At 63.1% G+C, this 15,644-nt stretch carries 14 protein-coding genes; 8 read left to right on the plus strand and 6 right to left on the minus strand.

From position 1 onward, the window contains the following. Nucleotides 1-55: 55 nt before the first annotated feature. Entirely contained in the window at nt 56-1,528 is a 1,473-nt protein-coding gene (gene zwf / locus DT070_RS10090) for a glucose-6-phosphate dehydrogenase (protein ID WP_122955274.1), read from the minus strand. 137 nt (nt 1,529-1,665) lie between these two features. Here zwf and tal point away from each other — a divergent pair, with 137 nt between their 5' ends. The 3 genes from tal (at nt 1,666) to DT070_RS10105 (ending at nt 5,137) form a co-directional block, all read left to right on the plus strand. Continuing rightward, nucleotides 1,666-2,613: a transaldolase gene (gene tal / locus DT070_RS10095; protein ID WP_122955275.1), complete on the plus strand. Its 948-nt coding sequence runs from the start codon at nt 1,666-1,668 to the stop codon at nt 2,611-2,613. A 5-nt stretch (nt 2,614-2,618) separates the two neighbouring features. Beyond that, nucleotides 2,619-4,187, plus strand: a complete 1,569-nt coding sequence (gene pgi / locus DT070_RS10100) for a glucose-6-phosphate isomerase (protein ID WP_122955276.1) — start codon at nt 2,619-2,621, stop codon at nt 4,185-4,187. A gap of 89 nt (nt 4,188-4,276) precedes the next feature. Continuing rightward, nucleotides 4,277-5,137, plus strand: a complete 861-nt coding sequence (locus tag DT070_RS10105) for a DUF3047 domain-containing protein (protein ID WP_122955277.1) — start codon at nt 4,277-4,279, stop codon at nt 5,135-5,137. Between the two features lie 32 nt (nt 5,138-5,169). Here DT070_RS10105 and DT070_RS10110 read toward each other — a convergent pair whose 3' ends face one another. Next, nucleotides 5,170-5,850, minus strand: coding sequence for an OmpW family protein (locus tag DT070_RS10110; RefSeq protein ID WP_122955278.1), 681 nt, complete (start codon nt 5,848-5,850; stop codon nt 5,170-5,172). Nucleotides 5,851-6,078: 228 nt separating this feature from the next. On the opposite strand from DT070_RS10110, the gene DT070_RS10115 reads away from it, so the two are divergent. Continuing rightward, nucleotides 6,079-6,414 carry a DUF805 domain-containing protein gene (locus DT070_RS10115; RefSeq protein WP_122955279.1) on the plus strand — a complete coding sequence of 112 codons (336 nt, stop codon included), beginning with the start codon at nt 6,079-6,081 and terminating at the stop codon, nt 6,412-6,414. A gap of 99 nt (nt 6,415-6,513) precedes the next feature. On the opposite strand, the gene groL is transcribed toward DT070_RS10115, so the two are convergent. Together groL and DT070_RS10125 are read right to left on the minus strand one after the other, a co-directional pair. Then, the gene (groL, locus tag DT070_RS10120) at nt 6,514-8,166 is read right to left on the minus strand and encodes a chaperonin GroEL (RefSeq protein WP_122955280.1); all 1,653 of its coding nucleotides are present in this window, start codon (nt 8,164-8,166) and stop codon (nt 6,514-6,516) included. 92 nt (nt 8,167-8,258) lie between these two features. After that, nucleotides 8,259-8,549 carry a co-chaperone GroES gene (locus DT070_RS10125; RefSeq protein ID WP_122955281.1) on the minus strand — a complete coding sequence of 97 codons (291 nt, stop codon included), beginning with the start codon at nt 8,547-8,549 and terminating at the stop codon, nt 8,259-8,261. Between the two features lie 433 nt (nt 8,550-8,982). On the opposite strand from DT070_RS10125, the gene DT070_RS10130 reads away from it, so the two are divergent. The 4 genes from DT070_RS10130 to DT070_RS10140 all read left to right on the plus strand — a co-directional run bounded on the left by DT070_RS10130 (nt 8,983) and on the right by DT070_RS10140 (nt 12,623). Continuing rightward, nucleotides 8,983-10,485, plus strand: a complete 1,503-nt coding sequence (locus DT070_RS10130) for an ATPase domain-containing protein (protein ID WP_122955282.1) — start codon at nt 8,983-8,985, stop codon at nt 10,483-10,485. Further along, complete coding sequence (locus tag DT070_RS10135) at nt 10,486-11,985, plus strand: response regulator (RefSeq protein ID WP_122955283.1); 1,500 nt, start codon at nt 10,486-10,488, stop codon at nt 11,983-11,985. Nucleotides 11,986-12,122: 137 nt separating this feature from the next. Beyond that, nucleotides 12,123-12,344 (plus strand): hypothetical protein, encoded by a 222-nt coding sequence (locus DT070_RS21310; protein ID WP_153976399.1) that lies wholly within the window; start codon nt 12,123-12,125, stop codon nt 12,342-12,344. Nucleotides 12,345-12,404: 60 nt separating this feature from the next. Then, nucleotides 12,405-12,623, plus strand: a complete 219-nt coding sequence (locus DT070_RS10140) for a hypothetical protein (protein WP_122955284.1) — start codon at nt 12,405-12,407, stop codon at nt 12,621-12,623. A 23-nt stretch (nt 12,624-12,646) separates the two neighbouring features. Here DT070_RS10140 and DT070_RS10145 read toward each other — a convergent pair whose 3' ends face one another. After that, a complete protein-coding gene (locus tag DT070_RS10145; protein WP_228778526.1) occupies nt 12,647-14,002 on the minus strand; it encodes a CHASE3 domain-containing protein in 1,356 nt (451 codons plus the stop codon). Nucleotides 14,003-14,375: 373 nt separating this feature from the next. Continuing rightward, nucleotides 14,376-15,557 (minus strand): methionine adenosyltransferase, encoded by a 1,182-nt coding sequence (metK, locus tag DT070_RS10150; RefSeq protein WP_122955286.1) that lies wholly within the window; start codon nt 15,555-15,557, stop codon nt 14,376-14,378. Nucleotides 15,558-15,644: the final 87 nt, after the last annotated feature.

Below are 15,644 nucleotides of genomic sequence, written 5' to 3' on the forward strand. Positions count from 1 at the left end.
TTCCGCGGCTCGGACTGGTATCTGAAAGACCGGCAACTTGGGAAAGGTGTGGGGGCTAGCATTCCTCACTCCAGCAGTAGCCGTCTCTTGCGATCATCGCGCTGGCCGCGCTCGGCCCCCACGTGCCGGCCGCATAAGGCCGCGGCGCGCTGGCCTGGCTGCTCCAGCTGTCCAGGATGGGCTCGACCCAGCGCCAGGCTTCTTCCTGCTCGTCGCTGCGCACAAAAAGATTCAGCCGCCCGTCGATCACGTCCAGCAGCAGCCGTTCATAAGCGCCCACGCGTTCGGAGCCGAAGCGTTTGTCGAAGTCCAGGTCCAGCTGCACCGGCGCCAGCGAAGGCGTGCCGCGCCCGCCCGTGCGCTGGTCGGCGCCCTGCGCCAGCAGGTGCAACTCCAGGCCGTCCTTGGGCTGCAGGTTGATGACCAGCCGGTTGGCCACGTTGGAACCGCTGAGCCCGGTTTTAAAAATCGCATGCGGCGCGGGCCGGAAGTTGACTTCGATGTGCGCGTCGCGGCCGGCCAGGCGCTTGCCGGTGCGTATGTAAAACGGCACGCCGGCCCAGCGCCAGTTGGCGATTTCGGTGCGCAGCGCGACAAAGGTTTCGGTGGTGCTGTCGGGGTTCACACCTTTTTCGTCGCGGTAGCCGGGCACGGCCTCGCCGTCGATGTTGCCGGCCGCGTACTGGCCGCGCACCACGTGCTGGCTCAGCGTCTCGGGCGTCCAGGCTTTCAGCGAGCGCAGCACCTTGAGTTTTTCGTCGCGGATGGCGTCGGCGTGTGAGTTGATGGGCGGCTCCATGCCGATGGCGCACAGCAGCTGCAGTGCGTGGTTTTGCACCATGTCGCGCAGCGCGCCGGTGCTGTCGTAAAACGCACCGCGCTTTTCCACGCCCAGGTCTTCGGCAATCGTGATCTGGATGTTGGCAATCGTCTCGCGGCGCCACAGCGGCTCAAACAGCGAGTTGCCAAAGCGCAGCGCAAACAGGTTTTGCACCGAGGGCTTGCCCAGGTAGTGGTCGATGCGAAAGATCTGCTGCTCGCTGAGCACGCTGCGCACCGTCTTGTTGATCGCGCGGTTGGAGGCCAGGTCGTGGCCCAGCGGTTTTTCAAGCACCACGCGGGTTTGCGGGCCGTTCAGGCCGGCGGCGGCGATCTGCTCGCACACGACGGTGAACAGGCTGGGCGCCGTCGCCACATACATCACCACCACATCAGCGGGCCGCTGCTGCAGCTTGGCCGCCAGCGCCGCATAGTCGGCCGGGTTGGACAAATCCATGCGCAAATAACCCAGCATCGCCGCGAAGCGCGAGAACTCTTCCTCGCTCGGACGCTTGGCCAGCTCCACGTTGTCAAACCGTGACTTGATGAGCGCGCGGTACTGGTCGTCGGAGAGGTCGTCGCGCGCCACGCCCACAATGCGCCCGCCCTCGGGCAGTGAGCCGTGGCGGAACGCCTGGAACAGCGCCGGCATGATCTTGCGCCACGCCAGGTCGCCGGTGCCGCCAAACAGGATGAGGTCAAAACTCATGGTAAAAAAGTGTCTTGGTAATTAAGTTTCATATTCTATTGGCATAATGGTAACTCGGCCCCGGGCCCGTGAGATGCGGCATCCAGGGGCCTCCAAGGTGTTTCATCCGGACAACTTTCGCGTTCTTCGCATCTGACATGACCCAACTCGACGCCCTGAAACAGTTCACCACCGTGGTTGCCGACACCGGCGACTTCAAGCAACTGGGGCAGTTCAAGCCGCAGGACGCCACCACCAACCCGTCGCTGATCCTCAAGGCGGTGCAAAAGCCCGACTACCAGCCTCTGCTGAAAGACACGGTAGGCCGCTTCAAGGGCCGCCAGCTCGACGAGATCATGGACCGCCTGCTGGTGCGCTTCGGCTGCGAAATCCTCTCCATCATCCCGGGCCGCGTTTCGACTGAAGTCGACGCCCGACTGAGTTTTGACGCCAACGCCACCTACACGCGCGGCGAACGCATCGTCGAGCTCTACCAGGCCGAAGGCATCCACATCGACCGCGTGCTGATCAAGGTCGCCGCCACCTGGGAAGGCATCCAGGCAGCCGAAAAGCTTGAGCAGCGCGGCATCCACACCAACCTCACGCTGCTGTTCTCGTTTGCCCAGGCAGTGGCGTGTGGCCAGGCCAAGGTGCAGCTGATTTCGCCCTTTGTGGGCCGCATCTACGACTGGTACAAAAAATCCGCCGGCGCCGCCTGGGATGAGGCCGCCATGGCCGGCGCCAATGACCCCGGCGTGAAGTCGGTGCGCGAGATCTACAACCACTACAAACACTTCGGCATCGCCACCGAGGTGATGGGCGCGAGTTTTCGCAACGTCGGCCAGATCACCGCGCTGGCCGGCTGCGACCTGCTGACCATCAGCCCCGAGCTGCTGGCGCAGCTGGCGGCGTCCGATGCGCCGCTCTCACGTGCGCTCGACGCCAAGGCTGCCGCCGCGCTGGATTTGCCAGCCGTGAACTTCGACGAAGCGGGCTTCCGTTATGCGCTGAATGAAGACGCCATGGCGACCGAAAAGCTGGCCGAAGGCATTCGCGCTTTCGCGGCCGATGCGGTGAAGCTTGAACAGCTGATGCTGGCGGTCTGAGTCTCATGGCCAGACTCCGCTGCGACGAAACCCCGGCCTGGGCGGCGCTGCAAAGCTGCTTCAATGCCCATGGCAAAACCTTCGACCTGCGCGAAGCCTTTGCCGCAGATCCAGACCGCTTTGCCCGCTTCAGCCAGGACGCGCCCCACGTCTTTGCCGACCTGTCTAAAAACCTGGTCGACACCACCAGCCAGGCGCTGCTGCTGGACCTGGCCGTGCAATGCCAGCTTGAGCAGCACCGCGACGCGATGTTTTCCGGCGAGTTGATCAACAACACCGAGCAGCGCGCCGTGCTGCATGTTTTATTGCGAAATCCGGCTGCAGCCAAGGCGGCGACTGGGGATGGCGCTCCTGAAACCATAGCAAGCAAACTTTCCCAGGTGCATGAAACCCTGGACGCCATGCTGGCCTACGCCGGGCAGGTGCGCGCCGACGCCGCCATCACCGACATCGTCAACATCGGCATAGGCGGCTCAGACCTGGGCCCGCAGATGGCGGTGCTGGCGCTCGACGAATTTGCCACCACCGGCAAGCGCGTTCACTTTGTCTCCAACGTCGACGGCAGCGAGCTGGCCGGCGTGCTCAAGGGGCTCAAGCCGCACAGCACGCTGTTCCTGATCGCGTCCAAAACCTTCACCACCACCGAGACCATGACCAATGCGCATTCGGCGCGCCGCTGGTTTGAGGCCGAAGGCGGCACGGATGTGGGCCGTCATTTCGCGGCGCTCACCACCAACGTGGCGGCCGCCAATGAATTCGGCATCAAGACGACATTCGGTTTCTGGGACTGGGTGGGCGGGCGCTATTCGCTCTGGTCGGCCATCGGCCTGCCGTTGGCCATTGCCATAGGCGCCAGGGGCTTTCGTGAACTGCTGGCCGGCGCGCACGCCATGGACGAGCATTTCCGCACCGCGCCACTTGCCGTCAACTTGCCGGTGCGGCTGGGCCTGCTGGATGTCTGGTACCGCAACTTTTACGGCTTTGGCAGCCGCAGCATTGCGCCTTACAGCAGCGCCCTGCGGCGCCTGCCGGCCTACCTGCAGCAGCTTGAGATGGAAAGCAACGGCAAGCGCGTGGACGCCGATGGCCGGCCTTTGCCCTTTGGCACCTCGCCCGTGTTGTGGGGCGAGCCCGGCACCAACGGCCAGCATGCCTACTTCCAGATGCTGCACCAGGGTACGTCGGTCGTGCCAGTGGAGTTTGTTGCCGTCAAGAAAGCCGGGCACAGCCTGGCCGGCCATCACGACAAGCTGCTGGCCAATGCGCTGGCGCAGGCGCAAGCGTTGATGAAGGGTAAGGAAGATGTGGGTGGCCACAAACATTTTTCCGGCAACCGGCCTAGCACCTTTTTGCTGCTTGAGCAGCTCACCCCCGCCAGCCTGGGGGCGTTGATTGCGCTGCAGGAGCACCGCGTCTTTGTGAGTGGCGCGATCTGGGGCATCAACAGCTTTGACCAGTGGGGCGTGGAGCTCGGCAAGGTGCTGGCCAAAGACATCGAGCCGCGCCTGAAGAGTGGCGACGTCTGCGGCCTGGACGGCTCGACGGCTGGCCTGCTGCGCAAAATGGCCGGCTGATTCACGCGAAAGTGTGCGTTTTTCCATAGCGGGCCGCGCGCTTGCGTGGTCAACTTGCAGCTTCGCCGATTCTTCGATGACTTCGCATCATGGCTTCACCCGTTCCGTTTCCCCGCGTGTTCCCCCGTTTTTCAATCGTCGCTGCGGCGCTTGTTGCCTTCGCCCTGATCAGCGGCTGTGCAACGCGCCCGCCCGCTGATGAAGACGACGACATCGAGGAACCGGTCAGCCAGGGCGGCACCCTGGGGAGCGCCGAAGGGGTGACCGGCACCGCCTGGGCCGAGATGTCGGCGCCGCCCAAAGCCGAAGAACTCAAGCCCGACGACCTCAAGTGGGAAATCTTCCGCGTGCCCGGCAAGCAGCCGGCCAGCTACAGCTATGTGCGCCACGAAGGCCGCGACGCGGTGCTCGCAAAAGCCGAGGCCTCCGGCAGCATCCTGCGCCATCGCCACCGCATCGAGCCCGACCAGCTCGGCCTGGTGCGCTTTTCCTGGAATGTGCCCAACGCCGGCGCCGGCGCCAACCTTGCGCTGCCGCAACTCGACGATGTGCCGGTGCGGGTAGTGCTCGCGTTTGAAGGGGACCGCTCGCGACTGTCCATGAAAAACGCCATGCTGTCGGAGCTGAGCCGCCTGCTGACCGGCGAAGAGATGCCGTTTGCCACGCTGGTGTATTCGTGGTCGCGCGTCAACCAGCCCGGTGAGGTCATCGTCAACGACCGCACCGACCGCATCCGCAAGATCGTCGTCGACTCGGGCGACCATGGCTACAACGAATGGCGCAGCTACGAGCGCGACATCCGCGCCGACTACCGCCAGGCCTTTGGGGAAGACCCGGGCGCCTTGTTGAGCTTTGCGGTGTTTACCGAAGGTGAAAAGAACGAAGGCCAGCTGCAGGCCTTTTACGGGCCGCTGAAGTTAGTGCCGGCTTCGGCTGTCGCTCGCAAGTAGCGACGCGTCGGCAGGCTCCGGCGGTCACTTTGTCAGAACCTGTAGCCCAGGTGCAGGGTGAAGCAGTCGGGGTCCAGCCCGACATCAATCGTCTGGCCGGTGCTCAGCGTGCCGCGGGTTTTCAAAAATGTCTTGGCATAGCTGCCTTCCAGAAACCATTTCGCGTTCAGGTTCAGCACGCCGCCTACCTGCAATGTGGGTGCCAGTTTGGACTGGAAGGAAACACCGGTAGGCGGCCCGCCGGGGTTGGTGAGCGCTGTCAGCGTGGTGCTGCCGCGTTCCTTGTTGAACCGCACATAGGTAAAGCCGGCACCCACATAAGGGCGAAACCGCGCGTTGGCCTCCAGGAAGCGGTATTGGGCGACCAGTGTGATCGGCAAGGCCCGGGTGTCCGCCACCTTGCCCACGCCGGCCAGAACGCCCGCACCGTAAACGTCGTGCTTGAAACCCAGGCCCAGCGGCAAATGAAGATTGATATGGTCGGTGACCATGTAGCTCACCGCGGCCGTCAGCCGGGTGTCGCTGGCGACGTCGACCTTCGCATCGGCGATCACGCCACCGCCCGTGGGCGCCGAGAGGCTGCCGCTGTCTACCGAGGGCGCGATGCGCGTGACGCCGGCCGAGATAGCCCAGGTGCCGGCCTGTTGCGCAAGCGCCTGGGTGCTCAGGGTGATGAGTACCGCCGCAACGCAGTGTTGTTTTGAAGTTGTCATAGCGGCTTTATATTAGCGACAAGCGTCGGTGCTGAGGTGGCTTGAGGCGCTGATCGCTTCGCAGTGTGGTTTTTAGGCAAGGCCCGGGCGCACAGTAACGCATTCTTTTAGCTTTTGCCATGCTGGGGCGCTGCGTGCTTTTGGAGTCCCCGGTAGCTTTGGCAGGGCCGGCGCATTATCATGGCGCGGGGAATCCGCCCCGTCTGAATCCTGAGGAGGAGTAAAAACATGAATTTCGGCCAAGCCATTTCCGTTTGCCTGGGTAAATATGTCGATTTTTCGGGCCGCGCCGCCCGCCCTGAGTTCTGGTGGTTCTTTCTGTTCCAGATCCTGGTGTCCCTCGTGGCGTCCTTCCTGGGCGACATGGTCAGCTCACTGGTCAGCCTGGCCTTGCTGCTGCCCGCGCTGGCTGTAGGCTCCCGCCGCCTGCACGACATCGGCAAAAGCGGCTGGTGGCAACTGATCTCCCTGACCGTGATCGGCATTCTGGTGCTGATCTACTGGTTTGTGCAGCCCTCGGCCGAAGGCAGCAACCAGTACGACAAGGAGCCTGCCGCTGCCTGAGCTTCAGGTTTCTGGCGCCCATGAAAAAACCCGCAGGGCTTGCGCCCTGCGGGTTTTTTTGTTGGGAGCCCGGAGTTCCGGGCCGCGCCAAAGGCCTGATTACATGCCCATGTCGCCCATGCCGCCCATACCACCCATGCCGCCTGGCATGCCGCCGCCGCCGGCTGCTTCTTCCTTGGGGGCTTCAGCAATCATGGCTTCGGTCGTCAGCATCAGGGATGCGACGGAGGCTGCGTTCTGCAGTGCGGTGCGGGTGACCTTCGTAGGATCCAGGATACCCATTTCGATCATGTCGCCGTAGGTGTCGTTGGCGGCATTGAAGCCGTAGTTGCCCTTGCCGGCCAGAACCGCGTTCACCACCACAGAGGCTTCGCCGCCTGCGTTGTAAACGATTTCGCGCAGGGGGGCTTCGATGGCGCGCAGCACCAGCTTGATGCCGGCGTCCTGGTCAGGATTGTCACCGGCGATCTTGCCAGCCGCTTGCTTGGCGCGCAGCAGGGCCACGCCGCCGCCGGCCACAATGCCTTCTTCCACGGCAGCGCGGGTGGCGTGCAGTGCGTCTTCCACGCGGGCCTTCTTTTCCTTCATTTCGACTTCGGTGGCAGCGCCGACCTTGATCACGGCAACACCGCCGGCCAGCTTGGCCACGCGCTCTTGCAGTTTTTCACGGTCGTAGTCGCTGGTCGCTTCTTCGATCTGGACGCGCACTTGCTTGACGCGTGCTTCGATGTCGGCAGCGGCGCCGGAGCCGTCGATGATGATGGTGTTTTCCTTGCCCACTTCGATGCGCTTGGCCTGGCCGAGGTCAGCCAGCGTCACTTTTTCGAGCGACATGCCGACTTCTTCAGCGATGACCTTGCCGCCGGTCAGGGTGGCGATGTCTTCCAGCATGGCCTTGCGGCGGTCGCCGAAGCCAGGTGCCTTCACGGCCACAACCTTCAGGATGCCGCGCAGGGTGTTCACGACCAGCGTTGCCAGGGCTTCGCCCTCGACTTCTTCGGCAATGATCAGCAGCGGACGGCCGGCCTTGGCGACTTGCTCCAGGGTAGGCAGCAGGTCACGGATGTTGCTGATCTTCTTGTCGTAGAGCAGAACAAAGGGGTTGTCCAGCAGTGCGGACTGCTTTTCAGGGTTGTTGATGAAGTAAGGGGAGAGGTAGCCGCGGTCGAACTGCATGCCTTCGACGACGTCGAGCTCGTTTTGCAGGGACTTGCCGTCTTCCACGGTGATCACGCCTTCTTTACCGACCTTGTCCATGGCGTCAGCAATGATCTTGCCGATGGATTCGTCGGAGTTGGCGGAGATGGAGCCGACCTGGGCGATTTCTTTGGAGGTCGTGGTGGGCTTGGAAGCCTTCTTCAGCTCTTCGGTCAGGGCCAGCACGGCCTTGTCGATACCGCGCTTGAGGTCCATCGGGTTCATGCCGGCGGCCACGTACTTCATGCCTTCGCGGACGATGGCTTGAGCCAGAACGGTGGCGGTGGTGGTGCCGTCACCGGCGTTGTCGGAGGTCTTGGAAGCGACTTCCTTGACCATCTGCGCGCCCATGTTCTGCAGCTTGTCCTTCAGTTCGATTTCCTTGGCGACGGACACACCGTCCTTGGTCACCGTGGGGGCGCCGAACGAGCGCTCCAGAACCACGTTACGGCCTTTGGGGCCCAGGGTTACCTTGACGGCGTTGGCCAGGATGTTCACACCCTCGACCATGCGTGCGCGGGCTTCGCCGCCGAAAATTACGTCTTTTGCTGCCATGATGCAGATTCCTTAAAGTTTATGGATGAAATCGCCTGCCAGCTCAATAGGGATATGCGCTAGCAGCTATCAAATTAATAGCGGTACGGGAATTACTTCTCGACCACTGCAAACAGGTCTTCTTCTTTCATGACGAGCAGTTCGTCGCCGTCGACCTTGACGGTCTGGCCGCTGTATTTGCCGAACAGCACGCGGTCGCCGACTTTCACGCCCACGGGGCTGACTTCGCCCTTGTCGTTCTTCTTGCCTGGGCCAACGGCCAGCACTTCGCCTTGGTCAGGCTTTTCAGCGGCGCTGTCAGGGATGACGATGCCGGAAGCGGTTTTGGTTTCGTTTTCCACGCGTTTGACGATCACGCGGTCGTGCAAAGGACGAAGTTTCATGAGAGCTCCTTGTTTGAGAACAATGGTTTTGGGAATCAAAAAGCACCCATACAGAAGTGGGTGCCTGTTAACTTTGGTGGTGGGGTGCGTTGTTAGCACTCAATACCATCGAGTGCTAATCATAGAGGCAATCAGGCCTGTTTTCAAGGCGGCTTGACTGAAAGTCGCTGTTTTAACGGTTCCCGGTGGTCTGGAGGGTTGGGGCGCACCCGACGTTGGCGGGCATCAAAACCTGTCAAAACCGTTCGATCGGAGGGTTTTGTACTTTTGGACAGGGCCTTGTCCTACGCATAGCTTAGGCGACTCAAACCAGGGTTTTTGGGGTGTGCTGGCTACTATTTATTCAGGTGTTACAAGCCGCTTTGTTCTTAAACGGGTGTTGCGGATTGTTCTTTCCCGGCCATGTTGGCTCACAACCCGCATCCCTGTAACCATGACATTAAAGACCTCAACCGAACCTGTTTTCCTTTCCACCGGCATTTCAGGCCTGGACAACATCCTGGGCGGCGGCCTCATAAAAGACCGCATCTACCTCATCGAAGGTGAGCCAGGCACCGGAAAGACCACCACCGGCCTTCAATTCCTGGTCGAGGGCGCCCGACTAGGCGAGTCCGTCGTCTACATCACACTGGCCGAAACGGCGACGGAGCTGGCCGGGGTCGCCGAATCCCACGGCTGGGATATGGAAGGCATCCACATTCATGAGGTCCTTCCGTCGGAAAACCTGCTGACGCCCGAAGCGGAATACACCATGTTCCACCCCTCAGAGGTGGAAATGGGCACCACCACACAAATGATCCTGTCGGTGATTGAAGAGCGAAAACCGACCCGCGTGGTGATCGACTCGCTCTCGGAGCTGCAATTGCTGGCCGACACGCCGCTGCGCTACCGCCGCCAGGTGCTGGCGCTCAAGCAGTTCTTCGCCAGCCGTTCCTGCACCGTCATGCTGCTGGACGACCGCACGGCCGCCGGCATTGACCTTCAGGTGCGCTCCATCGCCCACGGCGTGATCACGCTGGACCAGTCCGTGAAGGACTACGGCGCCGAACGCCGGCGCGTGCGCGTGGTGAAGTACCGCGGCATCGCCTTTCGCGGCGGCATGCATGACTACGACATCCAGTACGGCGGCCTCTCGGTGTACCCGCGCCTGGTGGCAGCCGAGTCACGGGTCATGGAAAAACGCGATCAGCTCAAAAGCGGCCTCACGGAGCTTGACGCGCTGCTGGGCGGCGGCCTGGAAGAAGGCACCAGCACGCTCATCGCCGGGCCGCCCGGCACCGGCAAGTCCTCGCTGGCGGCCCAGTTCGTCACGGCCGCCGCAGCGCGCGGGCAGTCCAGCGCCATGTTCCTGTTCGAAGAAGCCGCCAACAACCTGCTGAACCGAGCCGACGGCCTGGGCATGAAAATCCGAGAGCCTTACGAACGCGGCACGCTGAGCATCCAGCAGATCGACCCGGCCGAGCTGTCTCCAGGCGAGTTCACCTCCGTGGTGTGCCAGGCGGCCGACCGCGGCTGCAAAGTCGTCGTCATCGACAGCATCAACGGCTACCTCAACGCCATGCCGGACGAGCGTTTCCTGACCACCCATTTGCACGAATTGCTGACCTACCTGGGCCAGCGCGGTGTGGTGACCATACTGATCGGCGTGCAGCAGGGCATGCTGGGCGGCCAGATGTCCACCACGGTGGATGCCAGTTACCTGGCCGACAACGTGCTCATGCTGCGTTACTTCGAGCACGACGGCGAGGTCAAGCAGGCCGTGTCGGTGTTCAAAAAGCGCGGCAGCCTGCACGAGCGCACCATCCGCGAGTTTTCCATGTCCCGCAACGGCATTCACGTCGGCGCCCCGCTGCGCGGCTTCCGCGGCATCCTGACGGGAGTGCCTGTCTATGTCGGCAGTGATCCCGAACTCAATGCCTCCCGCGGAGTGAAATAGGTGGAGCGGCGAATCGTCATTTGTGCGCCCACGGGGCGGGATGGGGCGCTGACCGCCAAAGTGCTGCAGTCGGTCGGCATCCACAGCATCGTGTGCGCCAACAGCGACGAACTCATGCAGCAACTGCCGCTGGGCGCGGGCGCCGTGCTGCTGGTGGAAGAGGTCGTCAGCGGCAGCGGCATGCGGCCCCTGGCCGAATACGTCGCCACCCAACCGACCTGGTCGGACATCCCCATCCTGCTGCTGACGCGCAGCGGCGCCGATTCGCTGGATGTGCAGCGTGCTGTGGAGCACCTGGGCAATGTGACGCTGGTGGAGCGGCCGGTGCGCACCATTGCGCTCATTACCGCCACACGCTCGGCCGTACGGGCGCGTGAGCGGCAATACCAGGTTCGCGATGCCGACAAGCGCAAGGATGAATTCCTCGCCACGCTGGCCCATGAACTGCGCAACCCGCTGGCGCCCATCCGCACGTCCATGGGCATCCTCAAGCACCTTTACCCGGAGTCGGGCCAGATCACGCAGGTGCGCAACGTGGTGGACCGCCAGGTCAGCCACCTGACGCGCCTGGTCGATGACCTGCTGGATGTGGCGCGTATCACCAGCGGCAAGGTCACGCTGAAAAAAGGGGAGATCACGCTGCAGTCGGTGGTCAACCATGCGGTGGAGATCTCCGGCTCTGCCATGGAGAGCAAGCAGCACCGGCTGGAGGTGCAGGAGCCGGACACGCCCTATCTGCTCGACGCCGATCACGCGCGCCTGGTGCAAAGCGTGGCCAACCTGCTGGTCAACGCGGCCAAGTTCACCCCCCCGGGCGGGCACATTGTGTTGCGCGCGGAAGTGGAGGGCCCTGTCGTGACGTTCCGCGTCACCGACAACGGCATCGGCCTGGAGCCGGCCTCGCTGGCGAAGATTTTTGACCTGTTTGTGCAGACGCCCGTGCCGGGCGAGGCGCCGACCGGCCTGGGCATCGGCCTCAGCCTGGCCAGGCAGTTTGCCGGGATGCACGGCGGCACCATCCACGCCACCAGCGAAGGCCTGGGCCGCGGAAGCGAGTTTGTGCTGACGCTGCCGGTGGTGCTGCAGGCAGTGCCGCCTGCATTGGAATTGCCCGTGCCCGTGGCCGCCCCCGCCTTGCAAGGCAACGCCAAAAAAATCCTGATCGTCGACGACAACGTGGACGCTGCCAACACCCTGGCGGCCTTGTTGGGAATGGACGGGTTTGCCGTGACCACCGCGTATGACGGTGTCGCCGCCGTGGCCGCCGCCCAGGCCGGCACGCCGGACGTGGTTGTCATGGACATCGGCATGCCCGGCATGAACGGCTATGACGCGGCCCGCCTGATGCGGCAGCAGCCCCACAGCGACAAAATGGTGCTCGTCGCGCTGACGGGCTGGGGGCAGTCGACCGACAAAACCCTGGCCGCCCAGGCAGGGTTTAACCACCACCTGGTCAAGCCGGTGGATTACGAGAGCCTGATGTCTTGCCTGGTGGCCTGACGATGGAAAGTGCAATCCTGCGCATGGCGGCCTGATTCAGGCTTGTCCTACACACATTTCCTATCCCGCTGACGGCGGGCGGATGGGCGCACCCCTAAAGTCAAAACCCAGCTACTCAAAGCCATACCGGCGCCACCATGTTCCTCGACATCTTTCCCATGCACGAGCCGCACGCCCGACCTGCCCGGCCTGCCCGTGAACCTGCTGCAGAAACGGCAAAGTCCCGCAGCGCCTGGCCATTTATTGTGGCGGGCAAGAGCGCCACTGAGCCGCGTCCCGCATGGGGTTCGATGGCGGCCGTGCGCCCGGCGCCTGCGTCCGCATTGGCTGCCCCGGACACCAGCAGCTTTGTCACCTGACGTCCAGCGCCGTCTGCACCCTAGAACCAGCAAGACCAGCAAGACCAGCAAGGACACACGATGAGTTCCAGACACCCTGTTGATCCCGGGAGCGACGCAAACAACCGAAAGAAAAAGCCGGCCGAAACCCCCGCCGCAAGGCCGGACCCGGCCTCTGCCGAGGAATACGGCAAAGAGGGCACGAACAAAACCATTGCGCAGCCCAAACCCGACAACGCCCCTTCAGAAGAATTGGGCAATACCCCGCACGTCGAAAAAACCCCTTACACCCGCGGTTGACCCGGCCGCGACGGCGGCTAGCTTCAAGCGTGCGAAATTGCCTTGCGCAGGACGGCCAAGGGCAGCGTCGCCATGATGGTGGTGCCGCCGTCCGTCGTGATGTCCAGCCGGCCGCCCGAGGCCTCCACCCGGTGGCGCATGCCCTGCAGGCCGTGGGCCGAGATTTGCACCGTTTTCGGATCAAACCCCTTGCCGTCGTCGCGGACCGACACGGTGATGTGGTCCTTGTAAGCCAGCAGGTTGATTTCCACGTTGCTTGCCTCGGCGTATTTGGCGATGTTGGTCAGCGCCTCCTGGATCAGGCGGTAGACCGTCAGCTGTATGGTCTCGTCCAGCTCGGCCGGCTCGAGGTTGACCGTGATGTCCAGGCCCGAGCGCTGGCCGAACTCCCGCGTCAGGATCTCCAGCGTCGGCACCAGGCCCAGGTTGGACAGCGTCGAAGGGCGAAGGTCTTCGATGATCCGCCGCTTCAGCGCAATGCCGCTGTTCAGGGTTTCGGTCAGGTGGTCGATGCGCGAGGGCAGGTCGCCAGGGTCGCCGGCTACTTTGGCTTTGATGCGCGCCACGTCCAGCTTGGCGGCCGTGAGCAGCGCGCCCAGCTCGTCGTGCAGCTCGCGCGCCAGGTGGGCCCGCTCTTCTTCCCGTATCTGCTGCAGGTGCGTGGCCAGTTCAGTCAGTCGGGCAGTTCGCTCCCGGACCTGGATGTCCAGCAGGTCGCGCTCGGACTGCAGGGCGAGTTGCTGGCGCTGGCCTGCCAGGTTCAGGGCGGCGGTCTGGCGCAGGTAGAGCCAGAAAGCCGCAAAGGCGACAGCCGCGACCAGCGTGATGCCCAGGCGCGACAGAAACAGTGAGCGGCGAACCTCGGCATAGCCGGCGCTGGTCTGCTGGTCGCTTTCCTCGACCAGCTGGCCGGCAAAAGTGCGTATGGCGTCCATCTGCTCCTTGCCCACCTCGGTATTCAATACAAAGCGCCAGGCGTCGTCTTTGCCCTCGTTTTTCATGCGGATGGACAAATCCATTTCCGCCAGCTTGCGCTGAACCGTACGCCCCAGCCGCGCCAGCGTGCCGATCTGGCCGGGCTTGAGGACGTACAGCTCCCGAAGCTGGTCCTGCGTCTGGCCGATATCCGCAACGGCTGCCTTGTAGGGTTCCAGGTAGGCCGTGTTGTCCGACAGCAGATAGCCCCGGTGGCCGCTTTCAGCGTCCAGCACGTCGCGCAGCAGCCGCTGGACGTGGCTGCGCGCCGCATGGGCCTGCGCGATGTCATCCATCGCGTCCACGGATTTGTCATAGGCCAGCTCGCTGATGCCGATCAGGGCGAACACCGCGAACAATGCGGCGGCGATATTGACGGCCATTTTGGGAGGAGTGCGTGGCATGGGGGCTTTCGTGAAAGTTGACGAAAAACGGCGCTGCCGCCCGGACGGATACTTGCCCAAAATTGTAGTGGCCGCCTCTGAAAACACGCATGAAAAAAGCCACCCGAAGGTGGCTTTGTGTTGCAGGTGTTTTGCGGGCTGCGGTGTAGGACGTTGCGCTTGGGCGGGCTCCACGTTAGCTTCGGCACCGGGCCTTTGGCCCTTAACTTCGCGATGCGACGTTAGCCTGCGCTGAAGAACCGAACCGCGCGATGCGCGGCGGCCTTACAGGCCGGCTGCAGCCTTAAGGGCTGCAGCTTTATGGTGACCGCATCACATTGCTGCGCAATATGAGCGTTCCCCAAAGCGCAAGAGGAGCTTCGCTCCGCGGTCCTTACAGACCCGCCGCTGCACGCAGCGCTTGAGCTTTATCAGTCCGCTCCCACGTGAACTCCGGCTCATCGCGGCCGAAGTGGCCGTAGGCCGCGGTTTTTTCGTAGATGGGGCGCAGCAGGTCCAGCATCTGGATGATGCCCTTGGGGCGCAGGTCGAAGTGCTCCTGCACGAGTGCCGAGAGTTTTTCGTCGGAGATCACGCCGGTGCCTTCGGTGTACACGGTCACATTCATCGGCTTGGCAACGCCGATGGCGTAGGCCACCTGGATCTGGCACTGGCGAGCCAGGCCTGCGGCGACGATGTTCTTGGCCACGTAGCGGGCGGCGTAGGCGGCCGAGCGGTCCACCTTGCTGGGGTCTTTGCCGCTGAAGGCGCCGCCGCCGTGCGGGCAGGCGCCGCCGTAGGTGTCGACGATGATCTTGCGGCCGGTCAGGCCGCAATCGCCTTGCGGGCCGCCGATGACAAAGCGGCCGGTCGGGTTGATCAGGTAGCGCGTGTCCTTGAGCCACTCTTTGGGCAGCACGGGTTTGATGATTTCTTCAATGATGGCTTCGTTGAACGAGGCCTTCATCTTGTGGGCGGTTTCGCTCTGGTCGGGGCTGTGCTGGGTCGACAGCACCACGGTGTCGATGCTGTGCGGCTTGCCGTCGACATAACGCATCGTGACCTGGCTCTTGGCGTCGGGGCGCAGGAAAGGCAGGCGGCCGTCCTTGCGTAGCTGGGCCTGGCGCTCGACGAGGCGGTGCGCGTAATAAATGGGCGCGGGCATCAGGTCGGGCGTTTCGTCGCAGGCGTAACCGAACATCAGGCCCTGGTCGCCGGCGCCGATGTTCAGGTGGTCGTCGGAGGCGTGGTCCACGCCCTGGGCGATGTCGTTGGACTGCTTGTCGTAGCAGACCATGACGGCGCAGCCCTTGTAGTCGATGCCGTAGTCGGTGTTGTCGTAGCCGATGCGCTTGATGGTGTCGCGTGCGACCTGGATGTAGTCGACATGCGCGTTGGTGGTGATTTCGCCGGCCAGCACGACCAGGCCGGTGTTGGTCAGGGTTTCGGCGGCGACGCGGCTGCGCGGGTCCTGCTTGAAGATCGCGTCGAGAATCGCGTCGGAAATCTGGTCCGCGACCTTGTCGGGATGGCCTTCAGAGACGGATTCGGATGTAAAGAGAAAATCGTTCGCCATTGCGTACACTCCATGAAGTTTGTCGGCGCGTTGCCGGCTGGAATGCTTCGGCGAACGCTTTAGCAGTTTGGTTTAATGTCGCCCTGC

The sequence above is a fragment of the Polaromonas sp. SP1 genome (assembly GCF_003711205.1).
GTDB lineage: Bacteria > Pseudomonadota > Gammaproteobacteria > Burkholderiales > Burkholderiaceae_C > Polaromonas.